At 64.0% G+C, this 22,688-nt stretch carries 23 protein-coding genes; 8 read left to right on the top strand and 15 right to left on the bottom strand.

Annotated features, from left to right (window positions below; all coding sequences use genetic code 11):
* Window positions 1–2: 2 nt before the first annotated feature.
* Window positions 3–473 carry a hypothetical protein gene (locus tag AB0O87_RS00510; RefSeq protein WP_363510556.1) on the bottom strand — a complete coding sequence of 157 codons (471 nt, stop codon included), beginning with the start codon at window positions 471–473 and terminating at the stop codon, window positions 3–5.
* A gap of 189 nt (window positions 474–662) precedes the next feature.
* Here AB0O87_RS00510 and AB0O87_RS00505 point away from each other — a divergent pair, with 189 nt between their 5' ends.
* The 3 genes from AB0O87_RS00505 to AB0O87_RS00495 all read left to right on the top strand — a co-directional run bounded on the left by AB0O87_RS00505 (window position 663) and on the right by AB0O87_RS00495 (window position 2,999).
* Window positions 663–1,010, top strand: a complete 348-nt coding sequence (locus AB0O87_RS00505) for an ATP-dependent DNA ligase (protein ID WP_363512830.1) — start codon at window positions 663–665, stop codon at window positions 1,008–1,010.
* Between the two features lie 127 nt (window positions 1,011–1,137).
* Window positions 1,138–2,022 (top strand): SDR family oxidoreductase, encoded by an 885-nt coding sequence (locus AB0O87_RS00500; RefSeq protein WP_363510553.1) that lies wholly within the window; start codon window positions 1,138–1,140, stop codon window positions 2,020–2,022.
* Window positions 2,023–2,072: 50 nt separating this feature from the next.
* Window positions 2,073–2,999, top strand: coding sequence for a DMT family transporter (locus AB0O87_RS00495; protein ID WP_363510551.1), 927 nt, complete (start codon window positions 2,073–2,075; stop codon window positions 2,997–2,999).
* On the opposite strand, the gene yidC is transcribed toward AB0O87_RS00495, so the two are convergent.
* Together yidC and AB0O87_RS00485 are read right to left on the bottom strand one after the other, a co-directional pair.
* Window positions 2,971–3,750 (bottom strand): membrane protein insertase YidC, encoded by a 780-nt coding sequence (gene yidC / locus AB0O87_RS00490; protein ID WP_363510548.1) that lies wholly within the window; start codon window positions 3,748–3,750, stop codon window positions 2,971–2,973. The genes AB0O87_RS00495 and yidC overlap by 29 nt on opposite strands.
* A gap of 61 nt (window positions 3,751–3,811) precedes the next feature.
* Window positions 3,812–4,084, bottom strand: a complete 273-nt coding sequence (locus AB0O87_RS00485) for a DUF6412 domain-containing protein (protein ID WP_363510546.1) — start codon at window positions 4,082–4,084, stop codon at window positions 3,812–3,814.
* A gap of 72 nt (window positions 4,085–4,156) precedes the next feature.
* Here AB0O87_RS00485 and AB0O87_RS00480 point away from each other — a divergent pair, with 72 nt between their 5' ends.
* Window positions 4,157–5,203 (top strand): nitronate monooxygenase, encoded by a 1,047-nt coding sequence (locus tag AB0O87_RS00480; protein ID WP_363510543.1) that lies wholly within the window; start codon window positions 4,157–4,159, stop codon window positions 5,201–5,203.
* A gap of 104 nt (window positions 5,204–5,307) precedes the next feature.
* Here the strand turns inward: AB0O87_RS00480 and purU are convergent, their stop codons facing one another.
* The gene (gene purU / locus AB0O87_RS00475) at window positions 5,308–6,159 is read right to left on the bottom strand and encodes a formyltetrahydrofolate deformylase (RefSeq protein ID WP_363510540.1); all 852 of its coding nucleotides are present in this window, start codon (window positions 6,157–6,159) and stop codon (window positions 5,308–5,310) included.
* An 85-nt stretch (window positions 6,160–6,244) separates the two neighbouring features.
* On the opposite strand from purU, the gene AB0O87_RS00470 reads away from it, so the two are divergent.
* The gene (locus tag AB0O87_RS00470; RefSeq protein WP_363510537.1) at window positions 6,245–7,459 is read left to right on the top strand and encodes a cation:proton antiporter; all 1,215 of its coding nucleotides are present in this window, start codon (window positions 6,245–6,247) and stop codon (window positions 7,457–7,459) included.
* Window positions 7,456–7,926 (top strand): glutaminase, encoded by a 471-nt coding sequence (locus AB0O87_RS00465; protein ID WP_363510535.1) that lies wholly within the window; start codon window positions 7,456–7,458, stop codon window positions 7,924–7,926. Before AB0O87_RS00470 ends, AB0O87_RS00465 begins: the two co-directional genes overlap by 4 nt.
* Window positions 7,927–7,928: 2 nt before the next feature.
* Here AB0O87_RS00465 and AB0O87_RS00460 read toward each other — a convergent pair whose 3' ends face one another.
* From AB0O87_RS00460 to AB0O87_RS00430, 7 genes are all read right to left on the bottom strand, one after another.
* Window positions 7,929–8,645, bottom strand: coding sequence for a GMP synthase (locus tag AB0O87_RS00460; protein ID WP_363510532.1), 717 nt, complete (start codon window positions 8,643–8,645; stop codon window positions 7,929–7,931).
* A gap of 41 nt (window positions 8,646–8,686) precedes the next feature.
* Entirely contained in the window at window positions 8,687–9,307 is a 621-nt protein-coding gene (locus AB0O87_RS00455) for a LysR substrate-binding domain-containing protein (RefSeq protein WP_363510529.1), read from the bottom strand.
* Window positions 9,308–9,455: 148 nt separating this feature from the next.
* The gene (locus AB0O87_RS00450; protein WP_363510526.1) at window positions 9,456–9,863 is read right to left on the bottom strand and encodes a DapH/DapD/GlmU-related protein; all 408 of its coding nucleotides are present in this window, start codon (window positions 9,861–9,863) and stop codon (window positions 9,456–9,458) included.
* Between the two features lie 80 nt (window positions 9,864–9,943).
* Window positions 9,944–10,717: a DNA-formamidopyrimidine glycosylase family protein gene (locus AB0O87_RS00445; protein WP_363510523.1), complete on the bottom strand. Its 774-nt coding sequence runs from the start codon at window positions 10,715–10,717 to the stop codon at window positions 9,944–9,946.
* Window positions 10,704–11,558 carry an EI24 domain-containing protein gene (locus tag AB0O87_RS00440; RefSeq protein WP_363510521.1) on the bottom strand — a complete coding sequence of 285 codons (855 nt, stop codon included), beginning with the start codon at window positions 11,556–11,558 and terminating at the stop codon, window positions 10,704–10,706. The genes AB0O87_RS00445 and AB0O87_RS00440 overlap by 14 nt, the downstream gene beginning before the upstream one ends.
* 24 nt (window positions 11,559–11,582) lie before the next feature.
* Window positions 11,583–16,196 carry an ATP-dependent helicase gene (locus AB0O87_RS00435; RefSeq protein ID WP_363510518.1) on the bottom strand — a complete coding sequence of 1,538 codons (4,614 nt, stop codon included), beginning with the start codon at window positions 16,194–16,196 and terminating at the stop codon, window positions 11,583–11,585.
* Window positions 16,197–16,255: 59 nt separating this feature from the next.
* Window positions 16,256–16,843, bottom strand: a complete 588-nt coding sequence (locus tag AB0O87_RS00430) for a helix-turn-helix domain-containing protein (RefSeq protein ID WP_363510515.1) — start codon at window positions 16,841–16,843, stop codon at window positions 16,256–16,258.
* A gap of 63 nt (window positions 16,844–16,906) precedes the next feature.
* Here AB0O87_RS00430 and AB0O87_RS00425 point away from each other — a divergent pair, with 63 nt between their 5' ends.
* Window positions 16,907–17,845, top strand: a complete 939-nt coding sequence (locus tag AB0O87_RS00425; RefSeq protein ID WP_363510512.1) for an NAD-dependent epimerase/dehydratase family protein — start codon at window positions 16,907–16,909, stop codon at window positions 17,843–17,845.
* A 99-nt stretch (window positions 17,846–17,944) separates the two neighbouring features.
* Here the strand turns inward: AB0O87_RS00425 and AB0O87_RS00420 are convergent, their stop codons facing one another.
* On the bottom strand, window positions 17,945–18,601 hold the full coding sequence (locus AB0O87_RS00420) for an alpha/beta fold hydrolase (protein WP_363510510.1): 657 nt from the start codon (window positions 18,599–18,601) through the stop codon (window positions 17,945–17,947).
* A gap of 72 nt (window positions 18,602–18,673) precedes the next feature.
* On the opposite strand from AB0O87_RS00420, the gene AB0O87_RS00415 reads away from it, so the two are divergent.
* A complete protein-coding gene (locus AB0O87_RS00415) occupies window positions 18,674–19,279 on the top strand; it encodes an NUDIX hydrolase family protein (protein ID WP_363510507.1) in 606 nt (201 codons plus the stop codon).
* 6 nt (window positions 19,280–19,285) lie between these two features.
* Here the strand turns inward: AB0O87_RS00415 and AB0O87_RS00410 are convergent, their stop codons facing one another.
* The 3 genes from AB0O87_RS00410 to AB0O87_RS00400 are packed head-to-tail and all read right to left on the bottom strand — an operon-like array spanning window position 19,286 to window position 22,677.
* Window positions 19,286–20,353, bottom strand: coding sequence for a low specificity L-threonine aldolase (locus AB0O87_RS00410; protein ID WP_363510504.1), 1,068 nt, complete (start codon window positions 20,351–20,353; stop codon window positions 19,286–19,288).
* A 37-nt stretch (window positions 20,354–20,390) separates the two neighbouring features.
* A complete protein-coding gene (locus AB0O87_RS00405) occupies window positions 20,391–21,050 on the bottom strand; it encodes an SDR family oxidoreductase (RefSeq protein WP_363510501.1) in 660 nt (219 codons plus the stop codon).
* A 34-nt stretch (window positions 21,051–21,084) separates the two neighbouring features.
* Entirely contained in the window at window positions 21,085–22,677 is a 1,593-nt protein-coding gene (locus tag AB0O87_RS00400) for a DUF6421 family protein (RefSeq protein WP_363510498.1), read from the bottom strand.
* Window positions 22,678–22,688: the final 11 nt, after the last annotated feature.

The raw sequence follows: 22,688 nt of genomic DNA, 5'->3' as shown, positions 1-22,688 counted from the left end.
TCCTACTCCTCTTCGTAATCGGGACGAGGCGGCTGCAGCGGCTGGTCTGAGTATTCGCCCCCCGCGCGACCTCCGTAAGGGCGACCGTGGTCAGCGAACTCATCTCTTGCGAAGACGAGCGTCCACGGCCCTGCGGTGAAGTGGGCTCCCGTGCGCAGTGTCTCGGAGTCTTCGTCCTTGTGCGTGGCATCGACACCGAGCGAGGCGTTCGTCTCACCGGAGCCGTGCATTGTCAGCACATAATCGTCGCGGTCGTCGTGCGTAATCGTGGCGTGCACGGGGTCTGTGTCTGCGAGGCGCAACTCGTTGCCTTCCGCTGCGCCAATGCGCACGGAGTCTGCTTCGATAGCGAACTCAGAGCGTTCATCATCACGTGAGATGCGCAACCGTGGGTTTCCTGCACCCCACTCCGCATGCGTCGTTGTCGGCGTGTAGCCGCCCTCGGGGCGGTCGTCGATGTGTCGTGCGTTCATTCCAGTGCCCTCCTCGAGCTCGAGTGAGTCGACAGTAGGCCGCATGCGCCGGTTGTGCAGAGGGGGTTGACTTCCGGTACGAGAACACACCATCACAAAGGTGCGGATATTGCAGTGCGAAGCAGATGGATGCGCGAGAATAGAGCGAAGCCATTGTCTCGGCCAGACAACTACCAAGGAGTGCACGGAATGGGAAAGTTCGTCTACGAAGGTGGCGTGAAGACGGAAATCGAAGACCGTGCGCTCACGCATATGCAGCTCGTCATCACCGCGAAGCTGCGTCGAGGGGAGCCTTTTCCCTTTAGCTGGCGTGAAGACGCGAGTGTGGGAGGTGGGCGCACCACGGTGTGGATTCAGCCGGGGAGCGCACTTGTTTTCAAGTACTTCGGTAGCCGTCAGCCCTCCATCAACCGCGCCTGGATCGAGGCCCTCGCATTCACGGCGAACTCGCCGAGCGGGCTTTACCTCGTCCCAGAACCCGCCGAGCTGGGAGATGAGCCTGGTAGCGGAGACGTGCCGGTGACGCCGCCGCTGTGAGCGTTGTCTCGTCGGCTTTGACGAGCCATGAGCTGTTAGAAGCCGTTTAGCGCATGTCAACCCCCTGACGCTGGCTGTGGGGTTCGGCGATGGTGGTTCCTGTTCGACATATCGAGGAGGAACGCTGATGAGTGAAGACACCACAGACCCCCGCCACGCGTACCGCGAAGATGGGTTCCCCGCGCAGCACCAAAACCAGCCGGGCCTTACGGAGTTGACACGCCCAGGCCCCGACCATGGCGAAGACAGCTATGTCGGCCACGGACGCCTTGAGGGGCGACGCGCGCTCATCACCGGCGGCGATTCGGGTATTGGGCGAGCAGTGGCGATTGCCTTCGCTCGCGAAGGAGCCGACGTCGCCATCGCCCACATGCCTGAAGAGCAGGATGACGCGGAAGACACCCTTGCGTTGGTGCGCGAGGCTGGTCGTACGGGAGTGAGCCTTGCCGGGGACCTGCGCGACGAAGCATTCGCGACCGAGATTGTCACCACAACGCGTCGTGAACTTGGCGGGCTGGACATTCTTGTTCTCAACGCCGGATATCAGCACGACATCGACGGCTTCGAAAGCCTGGAAACCGAGCGGATGCGGCGGGTTTTCGACACCAACCTTGCCGGAATGGTGTTTACCGCACGGGCCGCCTACCCGCAGCTCGAACCGGGGGCCAGCATCATTGTCACAGCCTCGGTGCAAGCTTTCAACCCATCGCCAGGCCTCATCGACTACGCCATGACGAAGGCTGCTCAGGTGGCTTTCGTGAAGGCTCTCGCCGAAGAGGCGGGGCCGCGCGGCATTCGCGTAAATGCCGTTGCTCCTGGCCCAATCTGGACGCCGCTGATCCCCGCGACAGGGTGGGACGCCGAGCGTCTTGCGACTTTTGGAGCGGACACGCCGCTCGGGCGGGCTGGTCAGCCTGCGGAGCTCGCAGGGGCATACGTGTACCTTGCCTCTGACGACGCCTCGTACGTCTCGGGCTCCGTCACGGCAGTCACCGGAGGAAAAGCGCTCTAGCGCCCTCCGCTTTGGCGGGTGGGAGGGGATGCGGCACTTAGGCTTGCCTGGTGAAGGAGCCCGCCGTATCTCGTCCCCTCGTCGGGGTGGCGTTGGTCATCGGATCGACGCTGTCGCTCCCGTTCGGCGCCGCAGTTGCGGCGCAGCTGTTTCCGGTGCTCGGCCCCTGGGGCGTGACGTCACTGCGGGTGGCGATCGCTGCCATCCTGCTGGTGATCATCGTGCGTCCGAAGCCACGCGGGTGGAATAGATCGCAATGGCTGGCCGCGGTGCTTTTCGGGGTCTCGTTGGCGGCGATGAACGGCTTCTTCTATGCGGCGATCGACCGCATCCCACTGGGGCCAGCTGTGGCGATCGAGTTCCTTGGTCCGCTGGTCCTTGCGGCCGTGCTGACGAGACGGATCGCGGATGCGGCGTGGGTGGGGGTCGCCCTCCTTGGCATGGTGGTGCTGGGTCTTGACGGCCTTATTGGGGCAGAGCCGCTGGATCCCCTCGGCGTGATCTTCATCTTGATCGCTGCGGGCTTTTGGGCCATGTACATCCGGATGAGCGCGCGGGTTGGCGCCCTCATCCCCGGAAGTAGCGGGCTGGCGATGGGATTGCTCGTCGCCGCCGTGTTGCTCATCCCCGTCGGGGTTCCGGCGGCCGCGACCGCGCTGGCGGATCCGCAGCTGTTGTTGCTGGCTGCTATCACGGCGGTGCTCTCCTCTGTGATTCCGTACAGCTTTGAACTCGCCGCCCTCCGACGGCTCCCGCAACGAGTTTTTGGAGTGCTGCTGAGCCTCGAACCCGCGTTCGCGACTCTCGCCGGGTGGTTGATTCTCGGGCAAGACGCGACTCCGCTGCGGATGCTGGCGGTCGCCTTGGTGATCGCCGCGAGCGTCGGAACCACACTGGCGGTGCGGAGGGACCACCGGGATGGCGGCCCCTCCAGCACTTCCGGCCCTTTTACCGCCCCGATACCCCTGCCGGACTAACGGGAGAGCTCTGCCAGGGAAAGCGTCGACGAAGAGTCACGCGCTGCACAAGAGTCCAGACGACCGTGACAGTGAGATACAGCCCGGCGGCGAGCGGGACAAAGACGGCAAACACCGCGGTGAGGTAGTGCATGGCTGCAGCGACGCGCAACATGCCTGGACTGTTCATCGGCGAGTTGTCCCCCTGGGTCGGCACGGGGCGAAAGACACGGCGAGACACTTCAGCGGTGGCGATCATGACGGCGAGGAGCACGGCGTAGACGACAAGAGTGGCAAGGGTCGCGCTGCCCCCCAAAAGCGCCGACACCAGGCTCGTGCCGAGGGGAGCGCCGAAAAGATCCTGTGTCAACAGTTCGTTCGGGTGCCCTGCGATCTCAGTACGAAGAAACAGCGTGTAAAGAATCCCCACGACCGGTGCCTGCGCCAGCACCGGCAGGATGCCAGCAAACGGCGAGGCGTTCTCCTCCCGGTACAGGGCGAGGGTCTCTTTCTGCATACGCTCGGGCGACTTCTTATAGCGACGCTGGATCTCACGCAGCTTCGGGGCGAGCCGAGCCCTGGTCTGCTCGGCTTTGGCCTGAGAGATGCCGACGGGAATCAGGATCGCGCGCACCAGCAGGGTGACGAGCACGACGGCGAGGGCGGCGGCAGAGGCGACGGCGATGGGGGTGAGGAGGTCGGTGAGGCTTGTCAGCGCGCGGTAAGCGGCATCGAGAATGGCGGCGAGTGGAGCAAAGGCAAAGGGGTCCATGAAGTGTCCGTTCAGAGCGGCGGGAAGGGTCGACGAAAGCCGCGGTTCCCGTGTGAACGGACTACGCGGCGGTCGCGACTCCCGGCGCGCGAGGGCGCGGGTGCCCTGCGGCATCAGGATCGCTCTGTGTCAGGAGGGCGCCGATATCAATGGCACGCAAAGGATGCGGTGCGTCTGCAGCCGGTCCAGGACCGACATTGAGGACAACGGCGAGCGTCAGCGCGGCGACCGCCAACAGGGCAACGACAAGGCTGAGCGTTGCGGCATCCGGCACTGAGGCGAGACCGAGCGCGGTCGCGAGAAAGGCCATCATCTGCCCGAACAACTCGCTCATGTGCGCCCCCTTCTCTCGGTGAGATTACCACCAGGCTTCTGCCGTAGGCCTCCACAGGCGTAGCGTCGAGGTATGAGTGACCTTAGTGCCCTGCTCGGGATCGAGCATCCGATCATCCTCGGGCCTTTTGGAGGGCTTTCATCCCCGGCGCTCACCGCTGCCGTCAGCGACGCGGGCGGCCTCGGATCCTTCGGGTTTTATGGCTACGATGGCGCCCGGATCCGCTCCACTGGCTCCCAGCTGCGCCGTGCAACCGACCGGCCGTTCGCGGTCAACATCTGGCTCCCCACGGGCGATGAGGTCGCGCCCAATGCCCAACATTCGGTCTTTGCGCAGGCGCTCCAACCGTTTTACGAGGCGGTGGGTATCGGTTTGCCCGCTCGCCCAGAGAGCTACGCCCCCTCACTTGAGGAACAGCTCGACGCGATCTGGGAGATCGCGCCCGCAGTACTCAGCGTGGTCTTTGGTGTGCCAGATGCTGCAGTCGTCGCCGAGGCACATAGCCGGGGCATCCGGCTGGTGGGAACCGCGACGACGGTCGCCGAGGCAGTTGCGCTCGCCGATGGCGGTGTCGATGCCATCGTTGCCACTGGTGCGGAGGCTGCGGGGCATCGGGTATCTTTTCTGCGCGCTGCAGAAGAGTCGCTGATTGGCACGTTCACTCTGGTGCCGCAGGTGGTTGACGCTGTTGATGTGCCCGTCATCGCTGCAGGTGGGATTGCCGACCGCCGGGGTGTGGCGGCAGCTTTCGCGCTTGGAGCTGCGGGTGTGCAGGTCGGAACCGCCTTTCTGGCGACACAGGAGTCAGCCTCGAACGAGGCTCATCGACGCGCGATCCGTTCGACTGCCGCCGAAGACACTGTGCTCACGCGGGCAATGAGCGGTCGTCTTGCGCGGGGGGCGCGAAACCGTGCTGTGCGAGCGATTGAAGCGAGTGGCACAATCGCGCCGTTCCCCATGCAGAACTGGCTGACCGGGCGCTTCCGCTCGGCGGCAGGAGAGCAGAACCTGGGAGAGCTGCAGTCCCTGTGGATGGGCCAGTCCGCCCCGCTCAGTCGCTACGACACGGCTGCCGAAGCATTCGCCGAGCTCGCCCAAGGCCTTCCGCCCCACCCCTAGTTCGCTCCCGTCGCACTTTCTGTCGCTAAACCACGTACGCAACCGACAGAAAGTGCGACGGGAGCTTCAGTAGGCGGGGGCCGGAGGTGGGGACCGGAGGGGGGTTAGAGGATGACGGTGGATTTGCCGTGGACGATGACGCGGTCTTCCGCGTGCCACTGCACGGCGCGCGCGAGGACCAGACGCTCGACATCGGCTCCACGGCTCTGCAGATCTGCCGCGGATTCAGAGTGGGTGACACGCGTGACGTCCTGCTCGATGATGGGTCCCTCATCGAGGTCTGCCGTGGCATAGTGCGCGGTCGCACCGATCAGTTTGACCCCACGATCCTTCGCGCGCGCATACGGATTTGCACCGATGAACGCCGGGAGGAATGAGTGGTGAATGTTGATCACTGGCGCTTCGAGGCTCGTGATGAAATCGTCGGTGAGGATCTGCATGTACCGGGCAAGGACGACAAGGTCGACGTTGCCGCGCAACAGCTCGAGCTGACGCTGTTCCATCGCTGCCTTGTCGCCAGAGGGGATGTGCACGAAGGGCACGCCGAACATGCGGACGGCCTCGGCGAGATCCGGGTGGTTGGAGACAACCATGGTGATGTCGATATCGAGTTGACCGCGCTGGGTGCGCCAGAGTAGCTCCATCAGGCAGTGGTCGTACTTCGACACAAAGATGGCGACCCGCTTGCGCTTGGCGACATCGTGCAGCGACCACTCCATGCCGAAACGATCGGCTACATGCGCGATGTCGGCTTCGAGAGCGGGGCGCGCGGCCGCGAGACCATCGAGGTGGATCACGGTGCGCTGAAAGAACCGTCCTCCCTCAGAGTCGGTGGAGTGCTGGTCAAGCGAGATGATGTTCGCGCCGTGCTGGGCGAGAACGCCAGCCACGGCGGAGACGATGCCGGGCTGATCGTCGCAGGCGATCAGCAGGCGGGCGGTGTCGGGCTGAGACATGAGGGCTCCTCGAGGGTGTGCATCGATTCTGCCGTGGATGCGTCGAGCGGGCGAATCGATGCACGCGACTCGCTACGCTGAGTCAGTGGAAGCGAGTGACTTCGGCCTGGTGCTGATCCCCCTGTTGGCCGTTGCTGCACCCCTGCTTGCACGCGGGGTGCGCTCGGTGGTGCGAGTGCCGATCGTGGTGTTCGAGCTCGTGCTCGGCATTTTGGTGGGGCCAGCGGTGCTCGGCTGGGTAGAGCCGGGTGAGTTGCTGGAGAAGCTGAGCGACTTCGGCCTCGCCTTCCTGTTCTTCGTCGCTGGTACCGAGATCGACTTCAAGACGGTTGCAGGTAAGCCGCTGGCGCGTGCGTCTCTTGGGTGGGCTGTCAGCGTCGTTCTGGGCATCGGCCTGGCCTTCTTTGTCTCACCGGGCGACGGGATGGTCGTGATCGGCATTGCCCTCAGCTCGACAGCCTTGGGCACCCTGATGCCGATTCTGCGCGACGCGCGCGAGCTGGACACTCCTTTCGGGCGGGCGATCAGCACGGTCGGCGCCGTCGGCGAGTTCCTGCCACTGATCGCTATCTCGATCTTCCTCAGCACCAGAACAACACCCTTGGCCACAGCGATTTTGCTCACGTTCGTTGTGCTGGCTGGGTTGGCCGTCTTGCTGGCACGCCGCGTGCCACACGGTCGCCTGCACGGCATCGTGCGTGCCACTCTGCACACATCAGCCCAGTTCGGGGTGCGGTTCGTGCTCCTGCTGATCGCCGCTCTCGTGGCTCTCAGCGTGGTGCTCGATCTCGACATGTTGCTCGGGGCATTCGTTGCCGGAGCGGTGTGGCGCATCATCATGGCTCGGGCGCCGAAGAAGGATGCCGAAGAGGTAGAGAGCAAGATCGAGGCGATCGCCTTTGGCTTCCTCGTGCCGATTTTCTTCCTTTACACCGGAGTGACGTTCGACTTGCAGGCGCTCCTCACCTCGCCATCGGTGCTGGCGCTGGTGCCTATCTTCTTGGTTGCGCTGTTGGTGATCAGAGGCTCGGCAGCTCAGCTGTCTGCGCCTGAGGGGGCGAGTGTGCGTGATCGAGCAGCGCTCGGTTTGCTCGCTGCCACCGGATTGCCGATTATTGTCGCGGTCACCGCCATCGGAGTCGACCAAGACATGATCGACACAGGGACAGCCGCTGCGCTGGTGGGAGCTGGCATGCTTTCCGTGCTGTTGTATCCGCTGATCGGCATGACGCTGCGCGGCGATAGAGATGAGGTCGTCGGACCGCAACGGGTCGGGGAGTCTCCGCAGGGGGAACTGTGACGACGGCTTCGTCGTTGCTCGCCGATGCAGTGCAAGAGCTCCGCGGCGCACCGAAGGAGGGCCTCGGTGAGCAACGAGACTCTCGGTGGCGCGGGCGACGTATCGTGCGCGTCGGTGAAGCCTGGCACCTTGGAGTGCTATTGCTGACGGAGACGCACGTTCTCGCCACGGCCGAGGTCTTGCGTGCGGCGGAACCTGGGCGCCGTGGCTACACGGCCGAGTCGGCGCGCCAGCGTGCAGAGCGCCGGGCTGAGGCTTTGCGAGGCGGGTTCGCTGAAGGAGACGTCGTCCATGTCGGATGGAGTGTGGTTGACGTCATCGCCGTCGATGCGGGCGCAGCATCAGGGCCGTTGGCGCTCGTGGATGGTGTCCCCGCTGTGCGATGGAGCAGTGCCGGAGGGTTCATGCCGCTCGAGGCATACCTGCGCGAGCGCGTCGCGCTGCTGCGCGACGCGCCAGCACGCTGACCTCACCCGAAGGTCTGAGCGAAGCGCCGCAGCAACGCTGCGCCTTCGGTGACCGATGCGGAGAGCACTTGACGCTGCACTGCGTCGAACTCTTCAGGGTCAAAATAACCGGTGTGCCGGTAGAACGTCATTCGATCCGCGAAGTCACGAGGCGTCGGTTCTGGATGAAACTGCGCGGCGTACATATGCGTGCCTACCCGGTAGGCCTGCACCGGGCATGCCTCGTTGGTCGCGAGCAGTACAGCGCCAGGAGGAGTGTGCTCTGCACTCTCTTTGTGGGCGGTGAAGACGGTGAGTGCCGCACCACTCGGGCCGAAGACCGGGTCTTCCAACCCCGCAGGGGTCGCAGTGATGACCGTGGCGCTGGCAGGCTCCGGGGTTGCAGTGCCGACCTGACCGCCCAACATCCGTGTCAGCACTCCGATGCTGAAGCAGGTGAAAAATGCGGCGATCTGCGCATCCATCGCCACTGCCGCCAGCTTCTCTAAGTCGGCTTCTACACGTTGCTGCTGTGCGGACTTGACCGTGTCGGAGACGTTGAATGGCGAACCACCCACCACCACACCTTTGTATCGCGACAGCTGCTCAGTATCGAGGGACGTCTGAAGGAGGTCGAGTCTGTCCACTACATCCGCGCCGAGCGCCCGACGAAAGGAGGCGTGCTCAGCGTCGGCGGCCCCTGTCTCGGGCCGGACGCAGACGTAGAGAAGCGAGGGCATCAGGAAATTCTAACGAGTGTGAAGTCGCGCGGCCGACGCGGTCACCGCGACGAATTCGCCGTGCGACCGCGAACGATGCCGATGAAGGTTTCGACGTCGGGTGTCGTATGTTCGCGGTTCCAGGCGAAGGCGACCGTTGACACCGGACCATCGGTGAGTAGTCGATGATCGGCATCTTTGCGGTGATGCAGGCGAGCGAGCGACATCGGGACAATGACGATGCCCACCCCGGATGCGGCCGTGACCACGGCCTCTCCTGTGGTGAGGGCAGAGAATCTCGCCGGGGTCGTGCCAGGTAGATCGAGAGGACCGAACACATCGTCGCTCAGCTCGATAAGGGTCTCGCCGACGAGATCCGCGGGGGTGAGCTCTTCGACAGCCATCAGATGAGAGTCAGCCGCGGCCACGACCACAGGCACCTCGTCGTAGAGCGCGATCACGTGAAAGGCATCGTCATCCCGCAGAGGCAAGCGCACGAGGGCCGCATCTACCTCGTCAAGTGCCGCACGTTGGGTAGACACCTCAATCGGGACGAGGTCTATCGAGACATGTGGCATGCGCTTCTTCCACGCATCAATCCACTTGCCCGGTGTCGCGCCGGGGACCACGCCCAGCCGAAAAGTGCGCGGCGCCTCTGGCTCTGGCCGCGCGGCGTCGAACACAACCTTCTTCGTCGGTTGCTTCGGTTTCTGTTTCGATGCTGTGGGGCGCCTCGAAGTAACGCTCCTGCGCGAGCCTTTCGACGCGCGGTTACCCTGGTTCGCCATAGTCCCCAGAGTACTCGGCGCGTCGGTCAGGCTCGTGACGCCCTCAGGCTGCGAGCCACAGGCCCTTCTGATTCGTCGCCACAGTGAGACCGGCAGCGACCGTCTCGTCATCGCCAATTCTGGCCCCACGCACAATGCGCGCTCCGGCCCCGATCTCGGTTCGTACGCCTACATGAGCGTGCTCGCCGATAGCGGCACCCTGACCAACGTGTGCGTGCGCGTCGACAAAGGCACCCTCGCCGATAACGGCGTCTTCATCAATCCATGCGCCACGCGCGATTATTGCTCCGGCGCCGACGCGGGCGCCGGGCTCGATGTACGCGCCAGCCTCGATGTGCGCCTTCGGGTGCACTTTCGCGCCATGCGCGACGAGGCCGCGGCCGTTCGCGTGTTTGCGGTATCGCAACGTCGCGCCAAGGTCGTTTTCGATGTCGATGTAGTTCTTACCCACGAATCCTCCCGTGTTCTGGAGTTATCCCGATATACCAACAACCACGACCTCGGCAGATTCATTCCCACGGATGGATGTTTCTATTTTTGGCAACTGGGGCACCAGTAGGTGATGCGTTCGCGAGTCGGATCTGCGCCTTGCTCGCCGCGTCGAATAGGGGTGCCGCACCGGCGGCAAGGTCGCCCTGCCCTGCCGTACACCCAGGTGGTGTGGCCGCGCCGGTTCACGCCGGTGAAGGTGCGATCTGCGCGGTCCCTATTTGCACGAATTGTGCGGACACCGAGGTCGAGGAGCGCGACAACGTCGACCTCTGGCGTCGGCGTAGTCGGCAAGATCCCGCGAATAAAGAGGAGCTCTGCCGCGTACTCGTTGCCGAAGCCCGCTACATTTCGTTGATCAAGGAGAGCGACGTGGATGCTGCGGTCGTCAGATCCCAGCCGCCTGGCGGCCTCAGCCGCGTCCCAGTCGTCGGCGAGCGGGTCTGGTCCAAGGTATCCGACCAGCTCGCTCTCGTCGCGTGTGCGGACGACTTCAATCTCGGCGAGGTCGACCCCGACAGCCTCATACTCTGAGGTGCCAACGATCGCGCGTACCTTGAACGCGGGATGGCGCCACTTCTCGCCGGGGCGATAGATGAACCACGCGCCGTCCATGCGCAGATGCGAATGCACGGTGGCCTCACCGATGCGCAATAGGAGGTGCTTGCCGCGCGGAGCGGCGCCGAGCACTCGTTGCCCGCTGAGGTCAACGGTCGCGAACCGCGGCACCCGCAGGTCGAATCGCGTGACTTCCGCACCCGCGAGTGCCTCATCGAGGCGTCGCGCGGTGCGAAAGACCGTGTCACCTTCCGGCATCGTCCACCCCTTGGGTCCCTGACCCTGCCACTCCATCGCCCCCTGAGCTTGTCGAAGGGCGCCCTGACCCTGTCGTCCCTTCGGTCCCTGAGCTTGTCGAAGGGCCTCCGCCAGCGCGCACAAGCATGTCGCGCGCCAACATCGTGCTTCCAGCCACCGCGGCTGGCATGATCGCAATGGCACCACCAGGGATGAGGAAGCAGAGCTGAGTGGCGACGCCAAAACCCAGCACGCGTGCGCGATTTGCCGAGAACAGCGCGGCGCGATCGAGGGGGCTCAGTTCGCGGGCGTCAAACGCGCGTCCTGTCAGTTCGCGCGCGAGGAGCCGGCCGGTGAGCACTACCCCGCCGATGGCAGCGAAGAAGCCCCCGACGGCGGGCAGGAGTCCTACCAAGAGCACGAAGATCGCGATCAAGATACCCAGCAGGATCAGGCGAAGTCCTTCGCCGATGGTCGTCCAGAAGCTGCCGCCATCTGATGGGGGAGCTCCGCCGAGATCTACCTCTACCGCGTGCCAGATCCGCTGATAGAACGGGTCACCGATGGTCAAAGTGAGTGCAGTGAAGACCACGCTTGCGAGCGCGAGCGCGGCGGCAACGACGACGAATCCGACGGCTGTTCTCAGCAACCCTCGCCACGGTTCGCCCCAGCCTTCTGCGAAAGGGGTGAGCCAGGCTGCAATCGACGGCATACCGATCACCAGAGGGATGAGCGCCGCCGCCAGGATGAGGAGGGCGATAATCGCGGGAATCAGCCCGAGCGCCATCAGCCCAGGGCGCGTGCGCCACAGCCCGAAACCGCGCAGGAGGGTGCGGACTCCAGTGGTGAACTCTCGGATCATGGCTCTAGCGTAGGTCTCAGCGGTTCAGGTGGCTTTGCGAAGCGTGTAGCCGCGCGGTGTGGCGACGAAGCCTGCTTCTTGGAGCGCGTAAGCGAGCTCGGTGCCGTAGATTCCATCGCCGTTCACCTTCTCGACGGTGAGTGTGTCGAGGCGGCGGCCTCGCGCGGTTGCGGCGAGATCAGATGCTGCGGCGCGCAACACCTGGCCATCTTCACTGAAGGAGAGAACGGTGCGGCCGCCGCGTTCCAGCGAAAGCACGAGATCGCCGTCGACGAGCACCACGAGACCGCCAGCTTTTCGTCCTGGGCGATGCGACACACCCTCCAGCTTGGGCCAACTGAGCGCAGCACCATAGGGGTTTGCGGGGTCGGTGGCGGCGAGGGTGATGGCGTGAAGTGGCGGTGGATCGGCAAGCCCCGCGTAGGTACGCAACCTGTCGACCGTGGCAGAAGCAGCGAACTGCGCGGCACCGAGCTTCTCGATCACGTAGCCGCGGCGGCAATGACCGGCCTCCTCGAATCCGGCAAGAACTCGATATGTCTGCGCGAACCCGCCTGGAACTCCTTCGGCCTGGACAGCACCGCGCGTCACCACGCCGTAGCGGTCGAGAAGAAGGCCAGCAGTCACCGTCGCGCGCCTGGCGGGATCTTTCTCCGTTGCAGGCAAGAGTGACCAGCGACCGCCCACCGATGTGGGACGAGGAGCCGAACCTGTGAGTGACATACCGCGGTACGTACGAGCTCTCGGTGCTCGCCGCTTCACCTTGTGTGCCTGTGAGCCGCCGGCAAGTAACGAACGGATCGGAGCAAAGGTGTCGTTTGTGACATGCCCCTGCCAGGTCAACGACCAGAGCGCTTCGACGATCTCCGTCTCATTCGTCGGTCGAGGGGCACCGCCGTCGGACACCATGTCTTTCAGCTGTCCGGCGAAGTAGGCGCCCCCGGCCCCGAGCGCATTGAGGACGCGCGATTCGAGCGAATCAGCGGCTACTTCGGCCTCTGGCTCAGGCAGGGTGAACGGTGCGAGCTCCGTCGGGTGCAGCGATACCCACCCATCGCGACCGGGAAGTGTTCCGTGGCCAGACCAAATCACTTCCCCTGACGCGGTGAGTTCGTCGAGCATCGTGGGGGAGTAGTCGCGCACGCGGGAGGGAAGAACGAGCGATTCCCACGCGCTTGCGGGGATCGGAACGCCGGCGAACTGCTCGATCACCGTGAGCACACCGTCTACGCCCTCTAAGGGGCACCCCAGATGCTGCCAGTCCGGCAGGAATCGCGCATACGCCTCGGGAGAGACGGGCTCGACAGAGCCACGGATCGCTGCAAGCGAGCGCATGCGCAACCTGCGCAGCACCTCGGTGTCGCACCATTCGATGGCATCGCCGCTGCCGGCGGCCTCCGGAAGAAAGTACCCGCTGGTGAGGCGTCCGGTGGTTTCCAGACGTTGGAGGGTGTGCCTGGCGACGGCTCCGCCAATGCCGAAACGGGAGGCGACAGCATCGGTCGTGAAGGGGCCGTGGGTGCGAGCATGACGAGCGACCAAATCACCCAGTGGATCGGCGATGGGCTCCAGAAAAGCCACAGGGATGCCAGTGGGCAGCGCTACCCCCAGGGCGTCGCGTAGCCGTCCCGCATCTTCGATTGCCGCGACGCGGCTCGTGCCAGCGATCGGCACAGGGATCGCGCGACGTGTGGTGACCAGATCGTCGAGGAGCGACGCCGCAGAACTTGTACCGACAGTCTCAGGATCGAGCCGAGCCGCGACCTCTTCTGCATCCAGCGGCCCGAGCAGACGCAGCAAATCTGCCACACCCTCGACACCCCGTGCGCGGCGGTCGGGGTCTAGACGTTGCGCCTCGCGCTCAAACTGCGCGATGACCTCGGGGTCCAGCAGTTCGCGAAGTTCGATAGTGCCGAGCAGCTCGCCCAGCAGCGCGGGGTCGACAGACAGCGCGGCGGCTCTGCGCTCTGCAAGCGGAGAGTCGCCTTCGTACATGAATGCGCCAACGTAGCCGAACAGCAGGTCTCGGGCGTATGGCGATGGTTGACCTGGCTCTGTTTCGACCAGGCGGATCCGGCGGTCAGCGATTGACGATGCAAGTTTGCGTAGCGAGGGCAGGTCGTACACATCTTGCAAGACCTCGCGCAGGGTCTCGAGGATCACAGGAAAGGTCGGGTGACGCCTGGCGACTTCGAGCAATTGCGCCGACCGCTGTCGTTGTTGCCACAGCGGAGTGCGCTTGTGGGGATTCATCCGCGGGATCAGCAATGCTCGTGCCGCGCACTCGCGGAACCGAGAGGCGAACAGCGCGGAGCCTCCCACTTCTTGCGTGACTAAGAACTCGAGCTCTTCCGGGTCGAAGACGAAGAGTTCTGCCCCTGGCGGCTCGGCCTCGGCATCGGGGATGCGGACGATGATGCCATCGTCACTCGCAACAGCCGAGCCCTCGACCCCCAGTCGCTCGCGCACGCGCGCGTTGATCGCCAGCGACCACGGGGCATGCACCTTCATGCCATAGGGGGAGTGCAGAATGACCCGCCAGTCGCCTACTTCGTCGCGCCCGCGCTCCACGGTGAGCGTGCGGTCGGTCGGCAGCGTGCCTGTTGCCTCGCGTTGCTCGGTGAGGTGAGCCATGAGGTTCGCCCTCGCCATCTCATCGAGGCCAGCATCGATGAGCCGTTGAGCAGCCTTCTCTGGCTTTGCCGAAGAGATCTCGCGAGAAAAAGCCCCCAGGGCTTCGCCGAGTTCGAACGGGCGCCCGATGCCATCGCCATGCCAGAAAGGGAGCTTTCCTGGTTGACCGTACGCCGGGATGACATTGACTCGATCGTGCGTGATCTCGGCAATCCGCCAGCTCGTCGTTCCCAGCGTGAATACGTCGCCCACCCTGGACTCGTACACCATCTCTTCGTCGAGTTCACCGACTCTGGCGCCGGTCTTCTCTCCCGCCACGAAGACGCCGAAAAGACCTCGATCGGGAATGGTCCCGCCACTGGTCACCGCGATGCGCTGCGCGCCGGGGCGACCAGTCAGCGTGCCAGCATCACGGTCCCACACAAGGCGAGGGCGTAGTTCTGCAAACTCGTCTGACGGAAAACGTCCGGCCAAAAGGTCGAGCGTCGCCTCATACGTGGAACGGGGGAGCGACTGAAATGGCGCAGACCGCCGCACAGTCTCGAACCACTCCTCGACACTGATGGCACCGAGCGCGCTTGCGGCAACGGTCTGTTGGGCAAGGATGTCGAGCGGATTGCGCGGCACCTGGATCGCCTCGATCTTGCCGGCGAGCATCCGTTCCGTGACAATCGCGGTGTGCAGAACGTCTCCACGATGCTTCGGGAAGAGTGCAGCACGACTGATTTCACCCACCTGGTGCCCTGCGCGGCCCACACGCTGGAGCCCTGAGGCCGCCGACGGTGGGGCTTCGACCTGAATCACGAGGTCGACTGCGCCCATATCGATGCCGAGCTCCAGGCTGCTTGTCGCCACGACGCAGCGCAGCACACCGGATTTCAGCTCTTCTTCGACCTGAGCGCGTTGCTCTTTCGACACTGACCCGTGGTGAGCCTTCGCGAGTACAGGGGCGGCGCCAGCACTCGCACCTGCCTGTGCCATCAGTTGGGCCGGTACCGCGGACTGCGGCACCTCTACTCCTGTTCGCTCCGAGTAAATCTCGTTGAGACGCCCCGTAAGTCGCTCAGCGAGACGGCGCGAGTTGGCGAAGACGATTGTCGATTTGTTTTGCAATACGCGGTCAACGATTGCCTCTTCGACATGAGGCCACACCGAGCCGGTGACCTCGGTGTACTCGAAGGTCTCTGACTTCTCCTGTTGCCCAGCCTCCTGAGCGGGGCCAGGAGGGGGCGGCGGATTGGTCATGTCGTCCATCGGCACGACCACGTTCAGATCGAAGGTCTTGGATGCTGGTGGTGCGACGATTTCGACAGGAGCGGAGCCGCCGAGAAAACGTGCGACCTCGTCAATAGGTCGCACGGTGGCAGAGAGTCCGATGCGCTGGGCTGGTGATTCCGCGCCGTGAGCCTGCCGCAGCGTGTCGAGTCGTTCCAGGCTGACTGCGAGGTGCGCGCCACGCTTTGTGGCGGCAACAGCATGCACCTCGTCGATGATGACGGTATGCACGCCGCGCAAGGTTTCGCCCGCGCGGCTGGTGAGCATCAGATAGAGCGACTCAGGGGTCGTGATCAGAATGTCTGGTGGATCGGATACGAGTTTTCTGCGGTCACTGGATGGTGTGTCTCCTGAGCGCACGCCGACGGTGGCTGCCGGGGCGGCAACGCCCAGACGCCTCGCGGACTGTCCGATACCGATCAGTGGCGAGCGCAGGTTGCGCTCCACATCGACGCCGAGCGCTTTCAGTGGCGAGATGTAGAGGATGCGGGTGCGCGGTTCTCCTTTGGCAGGCGGCGCTGCATCGGCCATCCGTTCCCTGAACACACTGTCTATGGCCCAGAGGAACGCCGACAGGGTCTTTCCTGACCCCGTTGGGGCGACGACGAGTGCGTGCTTTCCTGCCGAAATTGCCGACCAGGCGCCGGCCTGTGCGGCGGTGGGCGCAGGAAAAGCCCCCCGGAACCAGTCTTGCGTCGCCGGGGTGAAACGTTCGAGCACGTCGCTCATGGTTCCATCTTGGTGGAGGCCAGGGACATCGGCTCCAAAGATGGTCTTCGGGTGGCTGTTTAGCGCGGTTTTGGCTCGAGGAACGAGGCCGCCACGCGGGCCATGCCCTCTGCTTCTGGGCCGGAGATGCCACGCAGAGCTGGCGAATCGAGCGCGAGCACGGCAACGCCATGCATCTGGCTCCACGCAGCGAAAGCGAACGCTTCACCTTCGTCTTTCGCGAGTCCGTATCTCTCGGAGAGTACGAGGGCAAGAAGATCTCTGGTGCCGATGCCCGACTCGGTGAGTGCGTCTGGTTGGCCAGGCGGGAGGCACTGCGCGCCATCGAACATCAGGCGAAACTCGAGAGGAATCCGTTGGGCGAGTCCTACGTAGGCAGCCGCGACATCACCCATCGTGAAGTCGTCACGCTCGCGTAGCTCCATCAAGATGGCTTCGAGCTCGCCAAACCCTCGCAAGGCAAGCGCGCGGAGAAGAGCACGCTTGTCGGCGAAGTGACGGTAGGCCGCCGAGTGGCTCACTCCCGCTCTCCGGGCAACTGCACGCAAAGACAACTCGCCGTTCGGGTCTTCTCCGGCGATCTCCGTGGCGGCATCGAGCAGCGCGCTGGCCAGGTGGCCGTGGTGATAAGAAGTTGAAGTTGCCATTGGAAACATTATGCCATACGGTAAATGTAGTTCAAAGTTACCGCTGGAAACATGGAGGATCTCATGCACGTAGTTATTGGTAGTGGAGCGCTGGGTATTGCAACCGCCCTTGCGTTGAAGGATCTCGGCCAGACCGTTCGGATCGTAAGGCGCGCAGGTACTCAGGACCTCACCCCGCCATCACCTGAGATGGAAGTTGTCACGGCCGACTTCTACGACAGCAAATCTCTCGCCACCGCGCTCCGTGGTGCTGATGTCGTCTACCAGGCAGCTCAGCCGCCCTACACGCAGTGGTTGAAACAGTTCCCCTCTTTGCAGGCCGCGATCCTCGATGCATGCGCCGAAGTTGGCGCCAGCGTAGTGCTGGGAGACAACCTCTACTGCTACAGCCCGCCGACCGGTGTGATTCGTGAAGACAGCCCGCAGATCCCGACCTCCCGCAAGGGAAAGGTGCGCAAGGAGATGTCCGATGCTGCGCTTGAGGCACACCGCCTCGGACGCGTGCAGGTCGCGCTCGTTCGCCCATCCAACTTCTTCGGACCCCACTACCAACGCAGCGCGCAGGATGTCTTTATCCCGGCAATGCGTGGCAAGTCGATGATGTTCCTCGGGCGCACTGACCAGCTGCGGTCATTCTCGTATGTTCCCGATGCCGGCCGCACGATGGCTGCAATCGGCACCAGCGAAAAGGGCTGGGGTGAGGCGTGGATCGCGCCTGTGCAGCCAGCCATGACGCAGCAGGGTTTCGCTCGGCAGGTGTGGAACGCCGCTGGACGCTCTGGGGAGCCGAAGATCAGTCGCCTGTCGAAGACCGGTGCTTCGCTTCTGGGCATCTTCTCGCCGCTTGTGCGTGAATTGCCGGAGATGATGTACGAGTTCGAAAAGCCGTTCGTTGTCGACTCCACGAAGGTCGAGGAGACGTTTGGTGTTGCGCCGACCGACTTCACCGTGGCTGTAAATGCCACTCTCGATGCATGGCGAGGCCAGGCGAACGCCATCTGAACCGTGCACAACTCAGGAATTGTGAGCAGGATTCGGCCTTCGGGCCACCAACCAGGTCGGATCCTGCCGGTTTTCCTGAGTTATGAACGCGGGTGGCCGTCAGGCGGCGGTGATGTTGTCGAGCCAGTTCGAGAGGAACCGGTGCACGTCTGTGAGCTCTTCCTCGGAGATGCTGTGGGTGAGCCCGGTGTAGACACGACCGGAGAGGTTGCAGTGGCTGGGGAGCCACTGTGCCGTATGTGCCACCAGCTCGGCAGGAATCACATCATCATGGGTGCCTCTGCCCCAGAAAACCGGGGGACGTAGTTCTTCGAGCGCCTCATCACCAGGCAGGGTGCCCGGTGCCGCGTAACCACTCAGTGCCACCACAGACCCGAAGCGCTCTGGGGCCAGCCGCAGCGCCTGTAGTGAGACAGCGGCGCCTTGGGAAAATCCGAGAAGCGCGACAGAGGGGGCATCGCCCACCACTGCATCTAGCCAACGCAGAAAAGCTTCTGCCGCACGGGTCACAGCCTGGGGGCTGCGACCGTCTAATCCTTCGATGGGGTACCACGATCGGCCAGGCATCGGCCATGGTGGTGCGAGGGGCGCGGCAACCGAGGCAACAGCGATGCCCTCTGGGAGGTAGGGGACGAGGCCGAAGAGGTCGTGCTCGTCTGCCCCGTAACCGTGCAGTAGTACGAGCAACGGCAGCTGTCCCCGCTCGGGGGAGGACCATCTGGTCGCCGTGTCATCGATCGTCAGATTCTCGCTCACACCGTCATCTTGCCAGGTGCCGCCGACGTACGTCTGGTGTTGGTATGCAGAGACGGCTGGTAGAAATGACACATGTCGGTCCGCACACCTGATCCCGATCCGGAGCCCGAAGACGAAGGTCTCGGCGGTTTCCGTGACGCGCATCCGCCCGTTCCAGACGGGAACCCCGGTTGGTTGAGCGAGTTTGAACTTGAAGAGGCGCGACGTCGCCTGCCGATGCTCTACGTCGAGGCAATCCCCGTGCGCACCGACGGTGCTGGACAGGTGACAGAGATTGGGATTCTGTTGCGTTCCACTCCGATGGGGGAGATGACGCGGACTATTGTTTCTGGCCGCGTCCGCTTCGGGGAGACGGTGCGCGAAGCGCTCTTCCGGCACGTCGAAAACGATCTGGGCCCGATGGCCTTCCCGCTGATGCCACCCCAGCCGCTCCCTTTCACCGTGGCAGAGTACTTTCCGATTCCTGGCGTCACAGCGTTCCACGATGACAGGCAGCATGCCGTTTCGCTTGCGTTCGTTGTGCCAGTCACCGGCACCTGCGAGCCTCGTCAAGACGCGCTTGAGGTGACCTGGTTCTCACCCGAAGCCGCTGCTTCGGACGCGGTCGTCGCCGAGATGGAAAGCGGCCGAGGCACACTCATCCGCCAAGCGCTCGCGAGCCTCGGCCTGCTGCGTTAGTCGCGCTTACGCGCTGGTGAGGCGAGAGAGCTCTGCAACGAAAGCGTCGACATCTGACTCTTCGGTGTCGAATCCGCACATCCAGCGCACCTCTTTGCGTGCGGCGTCCCAGTCATAGAAGCGGAACACATCGCGCAGCTGATCGGCAACGCCGTCTGGCAGGGTCGCGAAGACCCCGTTGGCCTGGGTTGGCTGGGTGAACCCGACACCGGTGATCGCCCCGTCGGCGATGCCGGCCTCGATCTTCGTGCGCAGGCGTGCCGCCATCGCGTTCGCATGCTGAGCGTTGCGAAGCCACAGGTCGCCCTCAAGAAGCGCAATCAGCTGTGCGGAGATGAAACGCATCTTCGAGGACAGCTGCATGTTGAACTTGCGTGAGAACTTGAGCCCATCAGCGGCCTCTGGGTTGAGGACGACGATCGCCTCGCCCAACATGGCGCCGTTCTTCGTGCCGCCGAAGGTGAGAACGTCAACGCCGGCGTCTCGTGTGAACGCTCGCAGCGGCAGGTCGAGGGCAGCAGCCGCGTTCGAGATGCGGGCGCCATCAAGGTGCAGCTTCATGCCGCGCTCATGCACGTGATCGGCGATCGCACGAATCTCTTCCGCTGTGTACACGGTGCCGAGCTCTGTGCTCTGCGTGATCGAGACAACCAAAGGCTGTGCGCGGTGCTCGTCTCCCCACCCCCAGGCCTCAAGATCGATCAGTTCAGGGGTCAGTTTGCCGTCATCAGTGGGAACGGTGAGCAGCTTGAAGCCGCCGATTTTTTCAGGAGCCGCCGCTTCGTCCACATTGATATGGGCCGTCGAGGCCGCAATGACCGCGCCCCAACGGGGGAGCATCGCCTGCAGCCCTGTGACGTTTGCGCCGGTGCCGTTGAAGACCGGAAAAGCGTGCACCTCGTCGCCGAAGTGGTCGCGAAAGACCTCATGCAGACGGGCGGTGTACACGTCTTCGCCGTAGGCGCTTTGGTGGCCGCCGTTCGCCGCAGCGATGGCCGCGAGCACGTCGGGGTGGATACCGGAATAGTTGTCACTGGCGAAGCCGCGAATCGCGGGGTCATGCTGGATGCTCACGTGACCACCCTAATTGTCGAAATGATCGTCACTGCACTCAGCTCAGATCGAATACACGGTCGTTGAGCTCGGCCGCATCGTCGTTCCAGAGCCCGACGACCCGTGCCGCCAGGGTCTCTGGGACAAGCGACTTCGTGCGGAACACCACGGACGCAGCGCGCAGCGGCTCTTCGGCGTCGCGCGCGGCTTTGGCGTATCCCTGCGCGACTGCTCGCGCCCAGGCTTCGCTCGCTGCCTTGATCGCGGCGTAGCTCGCGCCTCCGGCAAGTGGCCGCGCGACAACGGTCGAGGAGACGATAACGAAACGCCCAGCCGTCGAGGCGCGCAAGGCGTCGTCGAAGGCTCTGCTCGTGGCGCGGACCGCATCGAGCGCCGGCAATAGCGCGGCGAAGTCGGCATCGGACTGACCTGCCAGGCCCCCTCCGCCCCGCCAGCCACCGACCAGCGGAATCACCGCATCGACGCTGCCGATCCTGGCGGCCAACGCCGTCATTTCCGTGAGAGAGGTTGCATCAGCGACGACGACCTGAGCTCCCGCCTCTGCGACCTCTTCGAGGCGCTCGGGCGAACGGCCGGTGGCGAAGACGCGCGCGCCTTCGCTCACCAGGGCGCGCGTAGTCGCGAGTCCTGCTGCGCCGGTCGCCCCCGCCAGTACGACGGTGCGTCCGCCAGCGTTCGAATCGGCATGTTCAGACATTTTGTACCTCAGGGCAGTGACGGGGGCGGGGTTACTAGTCGTCGGTTCCGCGGATGCCGACGGTCGATTCGATGATGGGCTTCATCTTCTTGTCGAGCGCTTCGAAGAACATCGACAGCGGGAACTCGTCGTCCAAGACCGCGTCGGTGTATCCCTTCGGAGCACCGGAGAGGATGTCGTCCGGTAGGCCTCGCGCCCAGCGCGACGCCGGGTGCGGGGTCAGTACCGAGCGGACCAGGTCGTATGCCGCGAGCCAGTGCGTTGTCTTCGGCCGGTCGATTGAGCGCCAGTAGAGCTCGTCAATCGCGTCGCCCAGCGCGACGACCGCATCTGGCACGGCATCCCAGTCGAAAGCGAGCGCCGTATCCGTCCAGTGCAACACTCCTCGCTGATGCAGCCAAGCGAACAGCAGCTGACCGCCGAGCCCGTCGTAGTTGCGCACGCGTGAACCGGTGATCGCGAAGCGGAAAATACGGTCGAAGATCACGGCGTACTGCACCAGGCCAGCGTGCTCGAGCATCTCCTGCTCTGACGCAGTGAGCTCTTCGTGGGATGCGGCGCGTGCGCCGAGTGACCGCTCGATCTTCACCGACTCGCGGAAGGCGGTGAGATCGCACCGCAGCTCTTCCAGCGAGTAGAGGAAGAACGGCATTCGCTGTTTGATCATGAACGGATCAAACGGAAGGTCGCCACGCATATGCGTGCGGTCGTGGATGATGTCCCACATCACGAACGCGCGCTCTGTCAACGCCTGATCGTCGAGCATTGCGGCTGCCCGCTCTGGCAGGTCGAGCTTGGTGATTTTCGCCGCAGCCCGCGTAACGCGACGGTACCTGGCGGCCTCGCGGTCTTGGAAGATCGCACCCCAGGTGAAGGTTGGGATCTCGCGCATCGCCACCGTTTCGGGGAACAACACCGCAGAGTTCGTGTCGTACCCGGGGGTGAAGTCCACCAGGCGCAGCGAAACGAACAGCTTGTTGCCGTAGTCGCCCGCTTCGAGAGCGGCGATGAATTCCGGCCAGATCGTTTCCACGATCAGTGCTTCAACGAGCCGTTCGCTTGATCCGTTCTGCGTATACATCGGGAACACAACGAGGTGGCGGATGCCGTCGATCCGATGCTGCTGCGGTTGGAACGCCGTCAGGGAGTCGAGGAAGTCCGGCACGCCGAAGCCTTCAGCAGCCCACCGGTCAAAGTCAGCGATCGACGCCGCAAGATACTCAGCATCGTGCGGGAAGTAAGGCGCGAGCGCCCGAATCCCGTCGGTGATCTCCGCGACCAGCTCCGCCGCCCGCTCCCGCTTCGCTTCGCCCCCACCTTCGGTCGCTGAGCTTGTCGAAGCGTCCGCTGAGCCCCCCGCTTCGGTCGCTGAGCTTGTCGAAGCGTTCGCTGAGCCCCCCGCTTCGGTCGCTGAGCCCCCCGCTTCGGTCGCTGAGCTTGTCGAAGCGTCCGAAACCGAACCGTCTTTCACCTGCAGAGTACGAAGCTCGATCACAGCGGCTTTGAGCTGAGCCCACGCTGCGGTGTTCTCGACGTCTGCTGCGAGGGTGCGCGCTTCGTCCTCGACGACCTCGGGTTCGCCGACGATGGCCTGGACAGCGGAGCTGTGGGCAGATATAAGGGACATCGGGACCTCCG

The organism is Microbacterium sp. NPDC076768, assembly GCF_040687205.1.
Taxonomy (GTDB): domain Bacteria; phylum Actinomycetota; class Actinomycetes; order Actinomycetales; family Microbacteriaceae; genus Microbacterium.
The sequence above is the reverse complement of the archived record's forward strand: the minus strand, read 5'-3'. Positions and strand labels throughout refer to the sequence as shown.